Origin of the sequence: Rhodococcus sp. H36-A4, assembly GCF_027158005.1 — a bacterium.
Taxonomy (GTDB): Bacteria; Actinomycetota; Actinomycetes; order Mycobacteriales; family Mycobacteriaceae; genus Rhodococcoides.
In genome coordinates, this window is the sequence record NZ_JAPVLQ010000001.1 from 565,975 (window position 1) to 582,869 (window position 16,895).

Genomic DNA, 16,895 nt, shown 5'->3' on the forward strand with positions numbered 1-16,895 from the left:
AGGCAGGGTGAGTGAGGACCGCGAGTACACCGAGGATGGACACTTCATCGTGATCGAGGGTCGGCGCTGGAGAGCGACCGACCCATCCATTCCCGAGGACCGCAACGCCGAACTACGGTCGATTCTCATGGCCTGGCGACGCGATGTTCGCTCCACCGGGGGCGCCGCCGCCTCCCGTGCGGGGGTGCAGGCTGCGAAAATCGCGCTGGGAGAACGAGGCACACCGTGGTGGCAGCAGTCGGAATCCGAGCGGCGCGCCCGGTGGGAGAAACACGTCCCGCGACCGGAAGCGTGATCAGCCAACCGTAAGGTCGCTGTGGAAAGCATCGCGTGGCACGAGCGTCTGGAGCACCTGGATAGACATGGAACTAGTTTCTTCACTACCCGCCGATACCCCGCTCCACCAGGTTGCCGATCGCGTCAGGCGCATAGAGGATCTCGGTTTCGACACCGTGCACATTTCCGAAACCGTCAGGGATCCGTTCGCGGTAGCTGCTTTGGCCGTCGAGCACACCTCCACGCTCGTCGTCCGGACGTCGATGGTGGTGGCGTTTGCGCGTAGCCCGATGGTGACGGCGTTGGCGGCCTGGGATTTGGCGAGCTTCTCCGGTGGCAGGTTCCAGTTGGGGTTGGCGACTCAGGTGCGGGGGAACATCGTCGGCCGGTATTCGATGCCGTGGACGGACCCTGTTGCGCAACTACGTGATTACATCGGCGCTGTTCGGGCGATCTTCGTAGCATTTCGCGACGGAAACTCGTTGGATTACGAGGGCACGCACTACACGTTCGACCGCTTGCAGCCATATTTCAATCCGGGTCCGATCGACGTCCCATCTCCAGAAATATGGACGGGCGGAGTCAATGCTCGGATGTGCAAGCTCGCAGGCGAGATTGCCGATGGCTTTGTCGCTCATCCCACGAGTTCGCATCCGAAGGTACTAGAACAGATCACCATTCCCCATCTCGAACAGGCCGGTCGAAGGCCTCGCATCATCGCGGTCCCGAAGACGATCACCGGCCGCGATGCGGCCACCGTCGTGTCGGCCCGGGAGCCTGCGCGAAAAGAACTTGCGTTTCTGTACTCCACCCCGGCATATCGCGTTGCTCTGGATGCTCTCGGACTGTCCGAGGTCGGCGAGAAGCTGACCGCTATGTCCCGCGCGGGTGACTGGGCTGATCTCGCCGGTGTAGTTACCGATGACGTCCTGGACGTGCTGGTCACCCAATGCACGTACGCGGAGCTGCCTGCAGCGTTTGCATCGAGGTACGAAAATCTTTGTGACGGTATTGCTTTGACAGTCCCATCGGATCGCGCCGATGACGACGAGTTCCGCGACATGTGCGCGAAGCTTCGAGCCCTGAAGTAATTCGTGGCGAGCTCAGCGACTCCGGAAGCGGTCGATGGCGGCGGCGCGACGAGCAGAAAGTCGTGCCCAGAGGCTCTGCTGAATTGCCAGAGTGGCCCAGCCTGCTACCGCCATACCGGTGATGTTGAGCAGCAATTGAAGAGTGCTGCCCCAAATTTCCGTACCAACACCGAACGCTATTCCGAGCGCGACGTTTCCGGCGGCAGGCACCGTAGTCACCGAGATGAACACCCCGGACAACCCACCCGTCTTCGCCGAGGTGATCGACAGAACCCCTGCTGCTGCCGCGATCACTGCCACGATGAACGACCATTTGTCCGGTGAGTAGATGAAAGCGGTGCTCGGTCGAGGTCCTGTGACGTCATCGATGACCACCCAGCCCACCGCGCGCGCCACAAGTACGAAGAGAGTGGTCGTAGCGATCGAGAGAACGAATCCGACCACCAGGGTCCTGCTCGCGCGGACCAGCAGCGTAGGTCGTTTCCGCACCAGCGCGACACCGAGAGCTGCGATAGCCCCGAACTCCGGACCGAGAACCATTGCACCGATTATCAGGATCTGCGAATCGATGACGATCGCGATCGATGCGAGCAGCGTGGCCATGCCCATGAAACTCAGGTAAGTCCAATTCAGTTCTGTGTCGTCGTACGACCGCTGCGCCACATCCGCCCACACCACCGAGTCTGCGCTGCTGCCCGGAGTTCGCTTCTCTGCTTCGAATCCCGAGCGCGAGAGCCAACTACGAACCGGCTCGATATGAATGCTGCCATCCTGATGCACCCCGAGATCGCGTAGAAAGTCGATGATCTCGTTCGCTCCCTCCCGTGCGATATCGGCGACGACGAGGTCACCGACAGGTTCGACGGAAGCCTCGCGTGTCACCGCGATACCGCTGACAGCGGGACTGTCGACAAGACATGCGAGCACGTCCTGAGTCAGTACCGAGGGCGAGAGGATACGCAGGTGCAGCATGCCCATATTCTGCGCACAGCCCGGACAGGCCCCGACATCGACTCCCTCTCGGTTCACCCGCGGTCGGCGCATTCGGGCAGTCCTCTCGATCGCCCACAAGCCCTTCTTACTTGCATTATTGCGCAAGTAAGAATACCGTAAATCTACATAGTGCATTAATGCGACATTTAACAATCAGTGGAGGTCCGCGATGAGGTCTCGATACCGGCACGCAGAACACTCGGGTTCGGGTGTTACTGCGGCCGTGGCGGTGGTCGGAATACACCAATCGTCCCCGCGTCCGCTGTCTTCACGCGGTTCCGTTCACACCTGGGTTGCGATGGAGGAGTACACCGCCGTCGTACAAAGACTCACCTCGCTGCGTGCGGTACGGCTTCCACTGGCCGATTGCACCGAGTCGGACATCGTCGATCGACTGTGCGCTGTGCACTCGGACATTATTGCCACACTGGTGGGCGGGTTGAGTTCGGCGGATTCCGAAGCGATTGCACATCGAATCGACGAGCGAGGCGGCCCGACCGTCGTCACCGAGATCGACCTGACGACCGCTGCGCTTGCAGCATCCGTCGTCTCCATTCTCGGCCACCGCGGCATATCAACTGGCCACGGACGGGTAATTATTGCGTGCTCAGAACGCGCACCGTTGCTCGGTCCCGTGCTCGTCGAATGCGGAGTCGGCAGCATCACCAGCTGGAACCTCCATGATGCACAGGACTTTTCGCTGAGGCGCTTGATCTCACACAACGATGTTCTGGTCGACCTGTCCGACGCGGAAAACCGTATCGGCGACGAGATGGACTGCACGATCACCATCGACTCGGATCCTGTGCCGGCCGCCTCACTTGCGTTGCCTGGCTTGTTCGACGCCCTCTCTCGGCGAGCACCTACCCGCGTCGACGCATCGGTCCTGGCGGCCTGCGCTCGGGCACTCGCATTGCTTGCGCCCCGCGGCAAACTCCTGCCCGACCTCGACCAACCACTCTTGACCACGACGGTCGCCCGCTACGCCGACCGGGCACTCGATCTCGTCGAACGTCTTCAGTACAGCCGGTGACCACAACGAATCGCTGGAACTTCATGCCACGTCGGAGGGACACCCCATGACCACATCGAGCACTGTTGATCTCGATCTCGGCTTCGCACCGACCTCCCATCCAGAGCTACTGATATGGGTGAGCGAGGTCGTCGAACTCACCACACCCGACCAGGTCGTATGGTGCGACGGCACCGCGGACGAATGGGACCGACTCACCGCAATCCTCGTAGATCGAGGCACGTTTTTCGCACTGAGCGAGCCTGCGAACTCCTTCCGCGCCATCTCTGATCCCCGAGACGTTGCACGCGTCGAAGATCGCACTTTCATCTGTACGGAAAACGAATCGGACGCCGGCCCGACGAATAATTGGATGGATCCCGTCGACATGACAACGGTGTTGACCGAGGAGTTCCGTGGCGCAATGGCCGGTCGAACGATGTACGTCATCGGGTATTGCATGGGTTCCCTCGACTCCGCTGAGCCGAAATTCGGTGTCGAGATCACCGATTCCGAATACGTCACAGTATCGATGCGCGTGATGACCCGCACCGGAACACCTGTCTGGGAACGCATGGGCACCGAGGCGCCATTTGTCAAAGGCCTCCATTCGATGGGTGCTCCGCTGATGCCGGGTCGACAAGATGTCCCGTGGCCCTGTGACAACACGAAATACATCAGCCACTTCCCTCAGACCCGAACGATCTGGAGCTACGGATCCGGATACGGAGGGAATGCACTACTTGGGAAAAAGTCCTTTGCCCTGCGCATCGCTTCGGCCATGGCCCGTGACGAAGGATGGCTGGCTGAACACATGCTCATCTTGAAACTCACTTCCCCGGCCGACGACGTGCGCTACATCGCAGCGGCATTCCCCTCCTCGTGCGGCAAGACCAACCTCGCCATGCTCGAACCGACCCTCGACGGATGGACTGCAGAAACCATCGGCGACGACATCGCCTGGATGCGATTCGGCGAGGATGGGCAGCTCTACGCCACCAACCCCGAAGCCGGGTTTTTCGGTGTGGCGCCCGGGACCGGGATGGCGACGAACCCGAATGCCATGCGCACCATGGCTGGTGGCAACTCGATCTTCACCAACGTTGCGCTGACGGACGACGGTGGTGTGTGGTGGGAAGGAATGACCGAGCAGGCGCCGGACCATCTGATCGATTGGCGCGGCAACGACTGGACCCCGAACGCCGATACCGTCGCCGCGCACCCGAATTCGCGTTACTGCACGCCCATCGATCAGTGTCCTACTGCTGCAGCGGAGTGGAACGACCCGCGTGGAGTCCCTATCTCTGCCATCTTCTTCGGCGGCCGCCGTGCATCGACGATCCCGTTGGTCACCGAGGCATTCGACTGGCAGCACGGAGTGTTTCTGGCCTCGATACTGTCTTCGGAAACGACTGCAGCCTCGACGGGAAGCGTCGGGGTTGTCCGTCGCGACCCCATGGCGATGCTCCCCTTCATCGGCTACCACGTCGGTGACTACTTCCAGCATTGGCTCGATATCGGGGCCCGCGCTATCTCGCCCGGGGCGCTGCCGAAAATCTTCTACGTGAACTGGTTTCGTCGCGGTGATGACGGAACCTTCTTGTGGCCGGGCTTCGGTGAGAACCTCCGGGTGATCGACTGGGCGTTGCGCCGAATCGACGGGCTGGTCGACGCGGTCCCTTCTCCCCTGGGTTACGTTCCCACCTCCGGCTCACTCGATCTCACCGGACTCGACATCGATCACGTCGATGTCGACACTGCGATCACACCCGACACCGACGAACTACTCGCGGAACTCACTCTCATCGACCAGTGGTACGCGACGATAGGCGGCAATAAACTCCCCGATGCTCTACGCCAAGAGCTGAACTGGCTCAAAGCGCGTCTGAGCGGCTACCCGAGCGAACTGACCGACTCCGATGGGAACCCGATTCGATGACCACCGCACCTCGACCGAGCGTCCGGCAGATCGCCGCCTATATCGCAGGCCGACCACTACCCGAGAAGTTCAACGCGTGGGTCATCCATGACATCACCGGACCGGGTTCCACCCGGCACTACGCAACCCGGTGCATCGTCCCACTGGTCCCGATCTTGGCCGCATGCATGCTCGTACCGGGTCCGTTGGTCATCCGTGCAGGAATGGTACTGATCCTGTTACTCCCGTTCGTCTACTTCATGATCGTTCTCGAGCCGATCTATCAGCGTCATCGCCTGGTCACCCACGGGCTCGATCCCGCACTGTTGACCGCACACAAGCAGCGCACTATCGACGACGACGTAGCCCGCTATTCAGCGCGTTACCGGGGTTTCTGATCGATCGCGCGCAGTAGAAGTTCTTCGATTCGACGGTGAACAGAGTCCGTATCATCCTCTGTTGCAATGATACTGAGAAATAGGGAGGCTCCCGCCGCCATCGCGATCAGTGCGCGAGCGTCGAGTACAGCATCTGCCGCGTCCAGTGAGGCACCTGCGGAGAACAATTCTGCAGGAGGTCCGCTGAAACTTTGCCACAGCTGACGACGAAGATCCTCGTTCCGCGTGAAGGTGCTGATCAGACCCGGAACTGCTGCGCGCACTTCAGGTTTGGCGAACAGCTCGCGGCTACCTGTCGCCACCCATCGCACCCAACCATTCGGGTCCGTCCCGTCGAACGGTTCGAGGTCGGGGGTTGCTCCGAGGATCGAGTGCAACACCAACTCTGCTTTGGACGACCATCTTCGATCGATCGTGCCGCGTCCGACGCCTGCACGGGCCGCGACGCCACGCATGCTCAGGTCTTCCCATCCGAGCTCCATCAGTAGCTCGCGGGTAGCCGACAACACTCGGTCGTCGACGCTGCTGTCGCGGGGGCGACCTGCCCGCCCCTTGCCGCTACTGCTGTCCGGATTCATGAAATTTCGTCACACTCATCGTCAATCGTCTATCGTCTATTGTGGTGCCGCTGGCATCGTAATACTGCAATAGGGGTTACTGCATGGTTGAACAAAACGTACACGGGTCGCTGTCACGGCGCCGCTTCTTCGGCGCTGCGGCCGCCACCGGGGTAGCAGCCGCAGTCGCGGGGTCCCAATGGACGCCCGCTGCTGCAGCGCCGGTCGGCGAGGCCTCGCTTACGGTGCCGCCCGAGTTCCCTGGGGGGATCGACCTCTATCAGCAGAGCTACGTGAACTGGTCCAAAGAGATCGTCTTCGACCACGTCTGGACATGCGCACCGCGGGGTGAAGGCGAGGTAGTGACACTGGCCAACTGGGCCGCGAAGCACGGCTACACGTTGCGAGCGCGAGGATCCATGCACGGCTGGAGTCCGTTGACAGTGGTCCCCGGATACCCCGTCGACAAGGTAGTTCTTCTCGACACGACCGCGCACCTGATCGGCGTGAACGTAGATCCGACGGGGTCCCCTGCCACGGTGACCGCTCAGGGTGGCGCGAGCCTGCTGTCCATATTGACCGCACTCGAAGGCCACGGACTGGGTTGGTCGAGTATCCCGGCCATCGGCGACATCACCATCGGCGGCGCTCTCGCTATCGACGCGCACGGCGCCACCCCTCCAGCCGACGGAGAAAGTGCAGTCCCCGGAACCAGCTTCGGTACCGTCAGCAATCTTGTCACCGCCCTGACGGCTGTGGTCTGGGACGATTCCGTAGGAGAATACGTCGCGCGGGCCTTCACCCGTTCCGACCCAGCCATTCGTCCACTGCTCACTCACCTGGGCCGCACCTTCATCTCCTCGGTGACGCTCCAAGCAGGCGCCGACAAACGCCTCAGATGTCACAGCACCTTCGATGTCGGCTGGCAGGAGCTGTTCGCGCCGGCAGGCTCACCGGGCCGGACTTTCGAGAAGTACCTCGCCGAGTCGGGAAGCGTCGAAGCCATCTGGTTCCCGTTCACCCAGGAGCCGTGGCTCAAAGTGTGGAGCGACGAACCGAATCGCCCGGCACAATCGCGGGAAGTGACCGGACCGTACAACTATGCGTTCTCCGATACGCTCCCCGAGCCACTCACCGACGGGTTGGGTGTGGTGGCGACACAGCTCGCGGCTGGGACACCCGCATTCGGTGCGTCGCAGCTCAATGCGGTAAAGGCCGGCATGGCACTCACCGGCACCGCCGACATCTGGGGCACGTCGAAGAACGTCCGCTTGTACCTTCGCGCGACCACACTGCGAGTGACTGCGGGAGGAGGCGTCGTGCTTGCACGCAGGTCCGATGTCGCCACGATCATCCACGACATGGCCAACTGGATCAACGAGCGGCTCACGCATTACAGCTCGCTGGGTCAGTATCCGGTGAACGGCCCGTTCGAGGTGCGTTTGTGCGGACTCGACCACGACACGGACGTGTCCGTGGAAAGCTCGGGCCCGCCGTCTCTTTCAGCGTTGTCCCCAGTTCCCGGCCATCCGGAATGGGACACGGCAATCTGGCTGAACGTGGTCTCTTTCCCCGGCACGCCAGGCATGCATGCATTCTTCCGCGAGATGGAACTGTGGATGCATGGACACTATTCAGGTTCACTCGGAACCATGCGGCCCGAATATTCGAAGGGCTGGGCGTTCACCGACGACCGGTCCCACGCTGACACCGAGTTCCTGACCCGAACACTCCCCTCCCGGTACCCCGAGTGGGAGTCCGCCTCCGCAGCATTCGACGAGTTCGACCCACGAAGAATCTTCCGAAACCCCTTCCTCGACAAGGTAATGCCATGAAAATATTCGAAACTGCCGACCTCGGCCCCCTCACGCTACGTAACCGTGTCATCAAAGCCGCGACCTTCGAAGGACGCACCCCGGAAGCTCTGGTGACCGATGAGCTCATCGATTTCCACCGAGCCGTCGCTGCCGGCGGTGCCGCCATGACCACCGTCGCCTACTGCGCATCCTCGCCCGAGGGCAGAACCGACCGCCATCAGATTTGGATGCGCCCGGAAGCTGTTGCAGGACTCAACCGTCTGACCGAAGCTGTCCACGCCGAGGGCGCCGCCATCTCCGCTCAGATCGGGCACGCGGGACCGGTTGCGAACTCGCAATCCAACCGTGCGACGGCATTGGCCTCTTCGTGGCAGATCAGTCCACTGAGCATGCGGCTGACGAGGACGGCGAGCGCATCCGACCTCGATCGCATCGTCGCCGATCATGCCCGCGCAGCCAGAATCGCCGTGCAATCCGGATTCGATGCTGTCGAACTGCATTTCGGGCACAACTATCTCGTCAGCTCATTCCTCAGCCCAGCGCTCAACCGCAGATCCGACCAGTTCGGCGGAAGCCTCGAGAACCGGGCGCGCGTGGCACGGGCCGTAGCGTCGGCCGTGCGCACCGAGGTAGGCACCGAGATCGCCGTCACGGCGAAGTTGAACATGGATGACGGAGTACCGGGCGGCTTTTGGCTCGACGAGAGCCTTCAGGTTGCCCAGTGGCTGGAAAGCGACGGCTCGCTCGATGCGCTCGAGTTGACCGCAGGTAGTTCGCTGAAGAACCCGATGTACCTCTTTCGCGGAGATGTACCGTTGCGCGACTTCGCGGCGTCGTTCCCACAGCCGCAGCGAGCGGGTATCCGCATGGTGGGCAGCAAGTTCTTGCGTGCCTACCCCTACAAAGAGGCTTACCTGCTCGAACAGGCACGCCAGTTCCGCAGTGCAGTGGACCTCCCGCTCATCCTTCTCGGCGGTATATCCACGCGGGAAACGATGGACCTTGCCATGACCGAAGGATTCGAGTTCGTGGCGATGGCGCGCGCACTTCTGCGTGAACCGGATTTGATCAACAGGATTCAGAAAGAGGAAGTCACTTCCTCTCTCTGCATACATTGCAATCGCTGTATGCCCACCATCTACAGCGGCACGCGCTGCGTTCTCGTAAACGAAGGAACTCGATGAATCGCTTGGCCGGACGCGTCGCATTGGTAAGCGGCGCTGCACGCGGAATGGGCCTGGCTCACTGCAAGGCGATGATCGCCGAGGGTGCACAAGTCGTCCTGGGCGACATCCTCGACGAGGAAGGCGCTTCGGCAGCAAGCGAATTGGGCGACGCCGCACACTACATGCATCTCGACGTCACCTCGGAAGACAGCTGGGCCGAGGCCGTCGCAGCGACCACCGAGAAGTTCGGACCGGTCACAGTTCTGGTCAACAACGCCGGCATAGTAGGCGGCAACCTGATCACCGCCTACGAAACCACCGAGTGGCAGCGGATTCTCGACATCAACCTCACCGGAACGTTTCTCGGTATCCGTGCCTGCGCCCAATCGATGATCGACGCAGGTGGCGGTTCGATCATCAACATCTCCTCCGTCGAAGGGTTCCGCGGTAGTCCTGGACTGCACGGTTACACCGCCACGAAGTTCGCAGTGCGCGGCCTGACGAAATCCGTTGCGCTCGAGCTGGCGCCGAAGAAGGTACGGGTCAACTCCATTCACCCCGGCTTCGTTCACAGCCCGATGACCGAAGGCATCCCCGAAGACTTCCTACAGATCCCACTCGGTCGTGGCGGCAATGCCTCCGAAGTGTCCTCGATGGTCGTCTTCCTGGCCAGCGAAGAGTCCTCCTACTCCACCGGATCCGAGTTCATCGTCGACGGCGGCCTGATGGCAGGCGTTCCACACCGCACCTTCGACTGAATTGCCTCGTACACCGGCGGGTGCATGGTGCGCCCGCCGGTGTGCGACCTTCCGGAACAAGCGGCTCTCATGACCGCAGGTACGACGCACCGTTGATGTCGAGGACCGTGCCCGAGGACCACATGGCCTCGGGTGAGGCAAGGTAGAGGACACCGGCTGCGACGTCCTCGGGGGTTCCGACGCGGCCGAACGGGCTCTGGTCACGGATCGCATCTCCCGTCGGGCCTGCCAGCTTGGTGTGCTGTCGCTCGGTGGCGATGAAGCCAGGCGCTACCGAGGTCACGCTGATCCGATGCGGAGCCAACGCCAACGCCATCGACTGCCCGAACGCATGCAAGGCCGCTTTGCTCGCGCCGTACGCCGGATGCTCGGGCTCACCCACGAACGCACCCCGCGAGCCCACATTCACGATCGCTCCAGGCGCTTGTCGCTCTATCAGGTGATTCGCCACAGCCCAGGTCACGTTGGCCGCGCCCAGCAGGTTGACGTCGACCATGGTTCGCCAACTCGACACCCACTCGTCGTACGACGTCTCCGCCACCGAGTGACGGTTGCGCTCCGACGGCGCCACAGCCGCGTTGCACACCAGAACATCCACCGCCCCACCCACATTCGCAATCGCCTCCGAGACGAGTACCAGCGCAGCCTGAGGGTCCGCCAGGTCGCCCTGCACGAGCGCATGCCCCTCCCCCGGAAGCTGCCGGAGTGTCTCCTCTGCCTCGTCGCGGCCGGTCCGATAATGCACGGCGACGCGATCGCCACGCTCGGCGAACGCATGCGCGACGGCACGTCCGATGCCCCGCGAAGCGCCTGTCACCAACACGCCCCTGGCCGAATGGAATGCAAGGTCTGTCATGACTGACCAGATTGCCCCCGGCAGCTGCGTAATTCAAATTCGGCGGTGTTGGGCCTGCCCCGCTTTCGTTGCCATCTGATCTGTCAAGATCGCTCGTCACCGCATGAGGAGCCGAAGATGCTGCGCGGTGAGATGCAGCCACGGCTACCGCTGCCGTCGGTTTCAGTCTGCTGAGATCACCTGCTCGTTCAGGAAGTCGATCAACGAGTGGCTCACTACCTCAGGTCGGCCGTTGTTTTGATTCCACGCTGCTGTCACCAGGTCCAAGTGGTTGTAACCGGGCGCGTCCACTCTGGTGCCGGCTCCCACCGACGTAGTGCCGAGGGAATCCAGGCCGGCAGCGAAGCCAGTTTCGCCTGCATCGACATAGATCACCTTCGACTGGGGCGTCACGTCGTATCGCAGATTTACCAAATCGCCAGTGCGATCACCAGTATTGGAGGCGAGAGTTTCCGTCAGCAAGCGGGTCGGAAAATACCATTCCAATCCGTCTACGACAGCATTGGACCACGTTCTGGAAAATTGAGAGATATCGGTGACCTCACTCTCCTTCGTGGTGAACACATCACCGTCGACGGTTTCACTGCCTGCACGTGGGACCTGGTCGTAGGTCGTCCAGCCGACTGCACTGTTGCCGGCTGCAGGCGCCACCGACTTGTTACCGCCGAGAATGCCTGCGAATGCAGCACCACTCCCGTAGGGAAGGGGAAACTGCTTGGGTGCAGTCGGAGAATCGAAGCTGCCGATGCTCACCCGCCCAAACCCGATCGGCATCGAATTGTCGTCCAGAACTAGACCCACAGCTGCAGAGTTCGAATAGGACCGAGTCCGCAAATCAGGCTGTCCGAGAAGGAAGTCGAGATAGTTCGGAGCCGACACCGCACGAGCTCCGAGCCGAGCGACAAGATCCTGTTGAATATTGGGCAGGATGGTGCTTGCGGCTCCAGGGTCGATACTCGCTGCCGACAACATCGACGACAGCATCGTGAAGGTGGCTTCGGACAACGGAATGTAGGGCAAGGCGTTGTTCAACGGTTGAACTGTTGCAGCCAAGTTCCCGGGTAGCGCACCGCCGACCAATCCGGACAGAGCGGCGAAGGTCGAATCGGCAACATCCATGCGGGAATCGAGAACGAAGTATCCGGCGCATTGGTCGTATCCGGGTGTGCCGTCGAAATCCCAGTTGGCGAACGCGCCTGTCGTCAAGCCGCCGAGTGAATGCCCACCACACATCGTCCGGGTTTTACGGTAGTTCGGAGACAACTGCTGCATGACCGTGAATTGATCTTCGAGAGTCTGCTTCAATCCGACATTGCCGAGGAATGCAGTGTCGACCGAAGCCGCTGGGGAGTGCCGGACTCCGTCGATTTCCTGGCCACGACCGTAGTAGCCGAATGCAAGATTCGGATCTTGTCGGTCTGCGGCAGCGAAGAGTCCGCGATGATCTTCCAGACAATTAGCTCTCCGATCCAAGACCCACACCTCGACGTACTGTCCACGCTCTCCTGCTGCGCGTACGGTATTGCGTGCCAAAGGCTCGGCTGAGCCTGCACCCTCTAGATATCCAGGCATCGTGACGAACACCGACGCCGACTCTTCCGAATTGCCTGGTCCATTTGCCGCACGGAAGCGTGTGTAGCCCAATCGATCACACTGCGGTGGCCGCGGCCCCGCAGCCGCAGGCAGGGGATCTTCGAAGCTGACGTAACTTGCTTGCACTCCCCCGTCGTCGGAATTGTCGGCGGGGAACGCAACCTCCGTACGGCCCGCGAATTGTTCGGGCAGTGGGACCGCGTGCGCAGGTGCAACAGGAAGCAACACCATGGCGCACAGTGCGGCGGCAAGCCCGACGCGTCGGGGCGCGGTGCGGTGCTCGATCACGTCGACGGTGCCGATACCGGATCGCTCGTGAAGGTCTCGGTCAATCGGTCGCGCAGTTTGTGCTTGAGGATCTTCCCCGATGGGTTACGTGGGATCTCGGCGATCACCAGTTCGCGTGGAAGTTTGTAATTCGAGATCAGCTTGCTTGCCCCCTCCCGAAGGTCATCCAGGGTAATTTCGCAGCCAGGCAAGGGGGTGACGATTGCGACAATAGTCTCGCCGTACTCTTCGTTCTTCCGGCCCACAACCGCGCAGTCCGCTACGCCGGCGAGTCCTGCGAGTGCGCTCTCGACCTCGACGGAGTAAACATTGCGACCGCCCGTGATGATCATGTCTTTCATGCGGTCGACCAGCGTGATGTAGCCGTCGCTGTCGACGTTGGCGAGGTCTCCGGTGTGCAGCCATCCGTCACGAATTGCGTCTGCGGTCTCCGCAGGCTTGTTCCAGTAACCCTTCATGATCGTTTCGCCCTGCATGATCAGCTCGCCGGTGGAGCCTGCAGGAACGTCGTTTCCTTCTGGATCCACTACGCGCACAACGGTAACCAGTAAACTCGACCGCCCACTCGCCGAAGGCTTGGCCCTTACTTCTGCCGGCCGGCTGTAGATTCCGCTCGGACCAGCCTCGGTCTGCCCACATGCTTGATACAGCTCGACCTGGGGTAATGCTTCCAGCAGGCCTTCGACCGCCGCTGCGGGCATCGGTGCCGCACCGAAGATGCCTGTGCGCCAAGATGACAAGTCGCGTTTGCCAAGATCAGGATGTCGAAGCAGAAGCTGGTACATCGTCGGGACGCCGAAGAAGCCGGTGATCCGTTCGGATTCGAACACCTCCAGTACCGCGGCGGGGTCGAATGCAGGAAGGATGACGTGAGTAGCCCCCACCATCGTCCCTGGAATCAACATCATCGTCAGCTCCGCGGCGTGGTAGAGCGGTGCGACGTGCAGCAACCTATCCCCGTCCGTGATCCCGAACAAGCTCGTGATGCTCACACCGACCCACACGGTCCGATGATGATCGAAGAGTGCACCCTTCGGCTTACCTGTCGTGCCCGAGGTGTAGAGGATAAGCGAATCGTCGGTCTCCAGAACCTGCACCTCAGGGTGCTCAGCGGTTTCCTTCTCGGCCAGCTCGGCGAGGCTCGGATAGCCCTCGACCGCACCGAGCGCCAGGAGCAAGACCGGTGCGTCGTCGTTGGACGCTGCTTCCGTCGCCTCGTGCACCACAGCGGCAACCGTCGAGTCGAAGGCAAGAATCGTGGCACCGGAGTCCTCGAGCAAATACCGCAGCTCGGGAGGAGCCGACCTGGGATTGATCGGCACCACGACAGCACCGAGCTTCACTGCAGCGTAGAACGCGATCACGAACCGATCAGAATTTCCTGCCATCAAGGCGAATCGGTCACCCTTGGTCAACCCAACTTTCGCGAGTGCGTGCGCAGCCCGATTCACCTCGGCGTCGAGCTCACCGTAGGTGCGCCTGGTGTCGCCGTAGACCAGAGCGGTCCGGTCCGGGCACCGCTGTGCACTTGTCGTGAGGGCACTCCCTATTGTCGGCATGTCCATCTCCCAGTAACGTAGATCACACGTGAATTTGTAATCACGACCATAGCGTTGAAAAACCGGTCATGCAATGGCTATCTGTAAGATAAGTAAATTATAATTAGTTTCAATGATCTGCTCCGCATGACACCCCCGATAGCAGATCGAGCACATCTTCGGATCGGGACCCAAAAGGATCACCTACCCTTCGGTGATCCGCTTCAGTGACCATGGCAACCGAACTTAGAATCAACGCGTCACGAACGGATAGGTGGGAAATGAGCACAGCCCGGGCCGGTGCCGCAAGCGTGGGTACCCGTCGCCCTCGTGACCGCAAGGCGCAGATACTCGGCGTCGCTGCGGACCAATTCGGCAACGTCGGCTACAACAACGCAAGCATCGCCGCAATCGCCGATGCAGTCGGCATCACCCCGGGAGCGCTGTACCGCCACTTCCGAAACAAGGAGGCCATGCTCATCGAGCTGACCTTCGAAGGATCCGACCGGTTCGTCGAGGCACTCAGCGACGACAGCCTCGACTTCGCAGCCACGATGACACGGCTTGTCGCGTTGGCCGTGTCTCGTCGCGGAATCGGTATTCTATGGGAGCGCGAAGCCCGCAATCTTCCCCGAGTCGAACGCGCGGAGTTGAGACGGCGACTGCGCTACTGCCACCAGAAGGTCAGCACTGTGATCGCTGCCCACCGGGAAACCCTCGATCCCGAGAGCTGCAATCTTCTCGCGCGCGCGGTACTGACGGTTCTTCTCAGTCCCTCCTATCACCGTGCACAGGTCCCCGACGATCGGTTTACCGATGCGCTGGAAGGCATGGTCAGCAGGATTGCCGACACTCGCCTGGAGTCCGATGAATCCGCCGGGTCGCCCCCCCGGGACGGACTGTCGCCGCAGCACACGCGACGGTCACGGCGGGAACTCCTACTCGTCGAAGCGGCCGGACTGTTCGCCGAGCACGGGTTCCACGCCGTCACGATGGACGACATAGGGCAAGCGGCCGGGATGACCGGCCCGAGTATCTACAACCATTTCGCCAAAAAGGACGAGATATTGCTCGCGGCACTCAATCGCGGCGCAGACCTACTCGACGCTGGCCTCAACAGTGCTCTCACGCAGGCACATTCGGCGCCCGACGCCCTGCATCTCGCCCTACTCTCGTACATCGACGTCATGACCAACCACCCTGCTCTGATCACCATCGTGGTCAACGAGACCTCGAGTCTCGCCGACCCCCTCCGCCACCGACTGCGTTCCCGTCAACGCGAGTACGTCGATGAATGGGTTCACCTCCTCGGGACCATGAACCCCGGCGTGGACGGCGAAGAACTACGGGCGATTGCTCTCGCTGCGATCACTACGGTCAATATTCTGGTGAACAGCCCTGAAGTATCCGAGAGGCCCCACCTCGTGGAAGAGCTATCCATCATCGGTGACCGGATCATGGACATCAGTCCACCCATGAGTGCCTGACTCAGTTCAGGACACGGCTTTCGAAGATGTCAACGCCGCTACCGTCTCCTCGTCGAGACCCCAACCCGCGAGCGTCCCGGCCACATCACGGCCTCCGGCATCCATCGGGACCGGATGCGCACTCGCGGTTCGACTGAACCGCGGGGCGGGCGCGGGCTGGATCAGGCCGTCGACCTCGATGAAAGCTCCCCTGGCTTCATGGTGAGGATGCTCGTGAGCTTCCCAGGGCGAGAGCACCGGTGTGACACACGCATCGGAGTCCGCGAAAATCTCGGTCCATTCTGCGCGGGTCTTCTCCCTGAACACCCCTGAGATTGCATTCTTCACCTCGGGCCACGTGGCCACGTCCAATTGAACTGGGAGTTCGGCGTCGGTCAAACCCAGCTTGTCGAGCAAAAGAGCGTAGAACTGTGGTTCGACGGAACCGACTGCCATGAACTTGCCGTCGGATGTTTCGTACGTGTCATAAAACGGGGCGGCGCCGTCGAGCGCGTTGGTACCCCGCTCGCCGTCCCACATCCCGCTTGCGTGCATACCGTGCATGAACGTGGTCAACAACGCTGCCCCGTCGACCATTGCAGCATCGACCACTTGCCCCTGCCCGGATTGCTGCCGCTCGAACAGTGCGGAGACAATTCCGAGGGCCAACATCAAGCCGCCACCGCCGAAGTCACCGAGCAGATTCATCGGCGCGTGCGGGCGCTCCCCGGCACGGCCGATCGGCTCCAGCGCACCCGCGATGGCGATGTAGTTGATGTCGTGACCCGCGCGTGCTGCGAGCGGGCCATCCTGACCCCAACCGGTCATTCGTCCGTAGACCAACTTCGGGTTGATCCGCAACAGCGCGTCCGGGCCGATCCCGAGACGTTCAGCTACTCCGGGCCGGAAGCCTTCGACGAAGACATCGGCGCTGTCGATCAGCTTCTGAACAACTGCGACTCCGGCGGGATCCTTCAGATCCACTGCGATGCTGCGTCGTCCGCGGTCCAGAGGTCCGGCGGGGGGCGTGAGCCCCACTCCCCTTGCGCCGCCTGCACGCTCGATTCTGATCACCTCGGCCCCCATGTCCGCGAGGATCATGCATCCGAAGGGTGCCGGTGCCAGGCTTGCGATCTCGACCACGCGTACGCCATTCAAAGGGCCCACG

The 16,895-nt window shown here is 61.6% G+C and carries 15 protein-coding genes; 9 read left to right on the forward strand and 6 right to left on the reverse strand.

The features are described from left to right. The first annotated feature begins 7 nt into the window (after window positions 1-7). A complete protein-coding gene (locus O1W68_RS02590) occupies window positions 8-295 on the forward strand; it encodes a hypothetical protein (protein WP_269301316.1) in 288 nt (95 codons plus the stop codon). Between the two features lie 67 nt (window positions 296-362). Beyond that, entirely contained in the window at window positions 363-1,367 is a 1,005-nt protein-coding gene (locus tag O1W68_RS02595) for a TIGR03617 family F420-dependent LLM class oxidoreductase (RefSeq protein WP_269301317.1), read from the forward strand. Window positions 1,368-1,379: 12 nt separating this feature from the next. On the opposite strand, the gene O1W68_RS02600 is transcribed toward O1W68_RS02595, so the two are convergent. Further along, window positions 1,380-2,339, reverse strand: coding sequence for a DUF389 domain-containing protein (locus O1W68_RS02600; RefSeq protein ID WP_269301318.1), 960 nt, complete (start codon window positions 2,337-2,339; stop codon window positions 1,380-1,382). A gap of 190 nt (window positions 2,340-2,529) precedes the next feature. On the opposite strand from O1W68_RS02600, the gene O1W68_RS02605 reads away from it, so the two are divergent. From O1W68_RS02605 to O1W68_RS02615, 3 genes are read left to right on the forward strand one after another with little or no spacing between them, the layout of a single operon-like run. Beyond that, the gene (locus tag O1W68_RS02605; RefSeq protein ID WP_269301319.1) at window positions 2,530-3,393 is read left to right on the forward strand and encodes a hypothetical protein; all 864 of its coding nucleotides are present in this window, start codon (window positions 2,530-2,532) and stop codon (window positions 3,391-3,393) included. A gap of 46 nt (window positions 3,394-3,439) precedes the next feature. Continuing rightward, window positions 3,440-5,311 (forward strand): phosphoenolpyruvate carboxykinase (GTP), encoded by a 1,872-nt coding sequence (locus O1W68_RS02610; protein ID WP_269301320.1) that lies wholly within the window; start codon window positions 3,440-3,442, stop codon window positions 5,309-5,311. Further along, entirely contained in the window at window positions 5,308-5,688 is a 381-nt protein-coding gene (locus O1W68_RS02615; RefSeq protein WP_269301321.1) for a DUF5313 family protein, read from the forward strand. The genes O1W68_RS02610 and O1W68_RS02615 overlap by 4 nt, the downstream gene beginning before the upstream one ends. Here O1W68_RS02615 and O1W68_RS02620 read toward each other — a convergent pair. Continuing rightward, window positions 5,673-6,266 (reverse strand): TetR/AcrR family transcriptional regulator, encoded by a 594-nt coding sequence (locus tag O1W68_RS02620; protein ID WP_269301322.1) that lies wholly within the window; start codon window positions 6,264-6,266, stop codon window positions 5,673-5,675. The two genes, O1W68_RS02615 and O1W68_RS02620, sit on opposite strands and share 16 nt — an antisense overlap. Window positions 6,267-6,349: 83 nt before the next feature. Between O1W68_RS02620 and O1W68_RS02625 the strand changes: the two genes are divergently transcribed. The 3 genes from O1W68_RS02625 to O1W68_RS02635 are packed head-to-tail and all read left to right on the forward strand — an operon-like array spanning window position 6,350 to window position 9,986. After that, window positions 6,350-8,080 carry a cholesterol oxidase substrate-binding domain-containing protein gene (locus O1W68_RS02625; protein WP_269301323.1) on the forward strand — a complete coding sequence of 577 codons (1,731 nt, stop codon included), beginning with the start codon at window positions 6,350-6,352 and terminating at the stop codon, window positions 8,078-8,080. Beyond that, entirely contained in the window at window positions 8,077-9,246 is a 1,170-nt protein-coding gene (locus O1W68_RS02630; RefSeq protein ID WP_269301324.1) for an NADH:flavin oxidoreductase, read from the forward strand. The genes O1W68_RS02625 and O1W68_RS02630 overlap by 4 nt, the downstream gene beginning before the upstream one ends. Further along, the gene (locus O1W68_RS02635; protein WP_269301325.1) at window positions 9,243-9,986 is read left to right on the forward strand and encodes a glucose 1-dehydrogenase; all 744 of its coding nucleotides are present in this window, start codon (window positions 9,243-9,245) and stop codon (window positions 9,984-9,986) included. Before O1W68_RS02630 ends, O1W68_RS02635 begins: the two co-directional genes overlap by 4 nt. A 67-nt stretch (window positions 9,987-10,053) precedes the next feature. On the opposite strand, the gene O1W68_RS02640 is transcribed toward O1W68_RS02635, so the two are convergent. The 3 genes from O1W68_RS02640 to O1W68_RS02650 all read right to left on the reverse strand — a co-directional run bounded on the left by O1W68_RS02640 (window position 10,054) and on the right by O1W68_RS02650 (window position 14,282). Then, the gene (locus O1W68_RS02640; protein WP_269301326.1) at window positions 10,054-10,842 is read right to left on the reverse strand and encodes an SDR family NAD(P)-dependent oxidoreductase; all 789 of its coding nucleotides are present in this window, start codon (window positions 10,840-10,842) and stop codon (window positions 10,054-10,056) included. Window positions 10,843-11,004: 162 nt separating this feature from the next. After that, window positions 11,005-12,723, reverse strand: a complete 1,719-nt coding sequence (locus O1W68_RS02645; RefSeq protein WP_269301327.1) for a hypothetical protein — start codon at window positions 12,721-12,723, stop codon at window positions 11,005-11,007. Beyond that, a complete protein-coding gene (locus O1W68_RS02650; protein WP_269301328.1) occupies window positions 12,720-14,282 on the reverse strand; it encodes a class I adenylate-forming enzyme family protein in 1,563 nt (520 codons plus the stop codon). Before O1W68_RS02650 ends, O1W68_RS02645 begins: the two co-directional genes overlap by 4 nt. Window positions 14,283-14,542: 260 nt before the next feature. Between O1W68_RS02650 and O1W68_RS02655 the strand changes: the two genes are divergently transcribed. Next, window positions 14,543-15,748, forward strand: a complete 1,206-nt coding sequence (locus tag O1W68_RS02655) for a TetR/AcrR family transcriptional regulator (RefSeq protein WP_269301329.1) — start codon at window positions 14,543-14,545, stop codon at window positions 15,746-15,748. Window positions 15,749-15,754: 6 nt separating this feature from the next. Here the strand turns inward: O1W68_RS02655 and O1W68_RS02660 are convergent, their stop codons facing one another. Further along, complete coding sequence (locus O1W68_RS02660) at window positions 15,755-16,894, reverse strand: CaiB/BaiF CoA transferase family protein (protein WP_269301330.1); 1,140 nt, start codon at window positions 16,892-16,894, stop codon at window positions 15,755-15,757. Window position 16,895 lies beyond the last annotated feature (1 nt).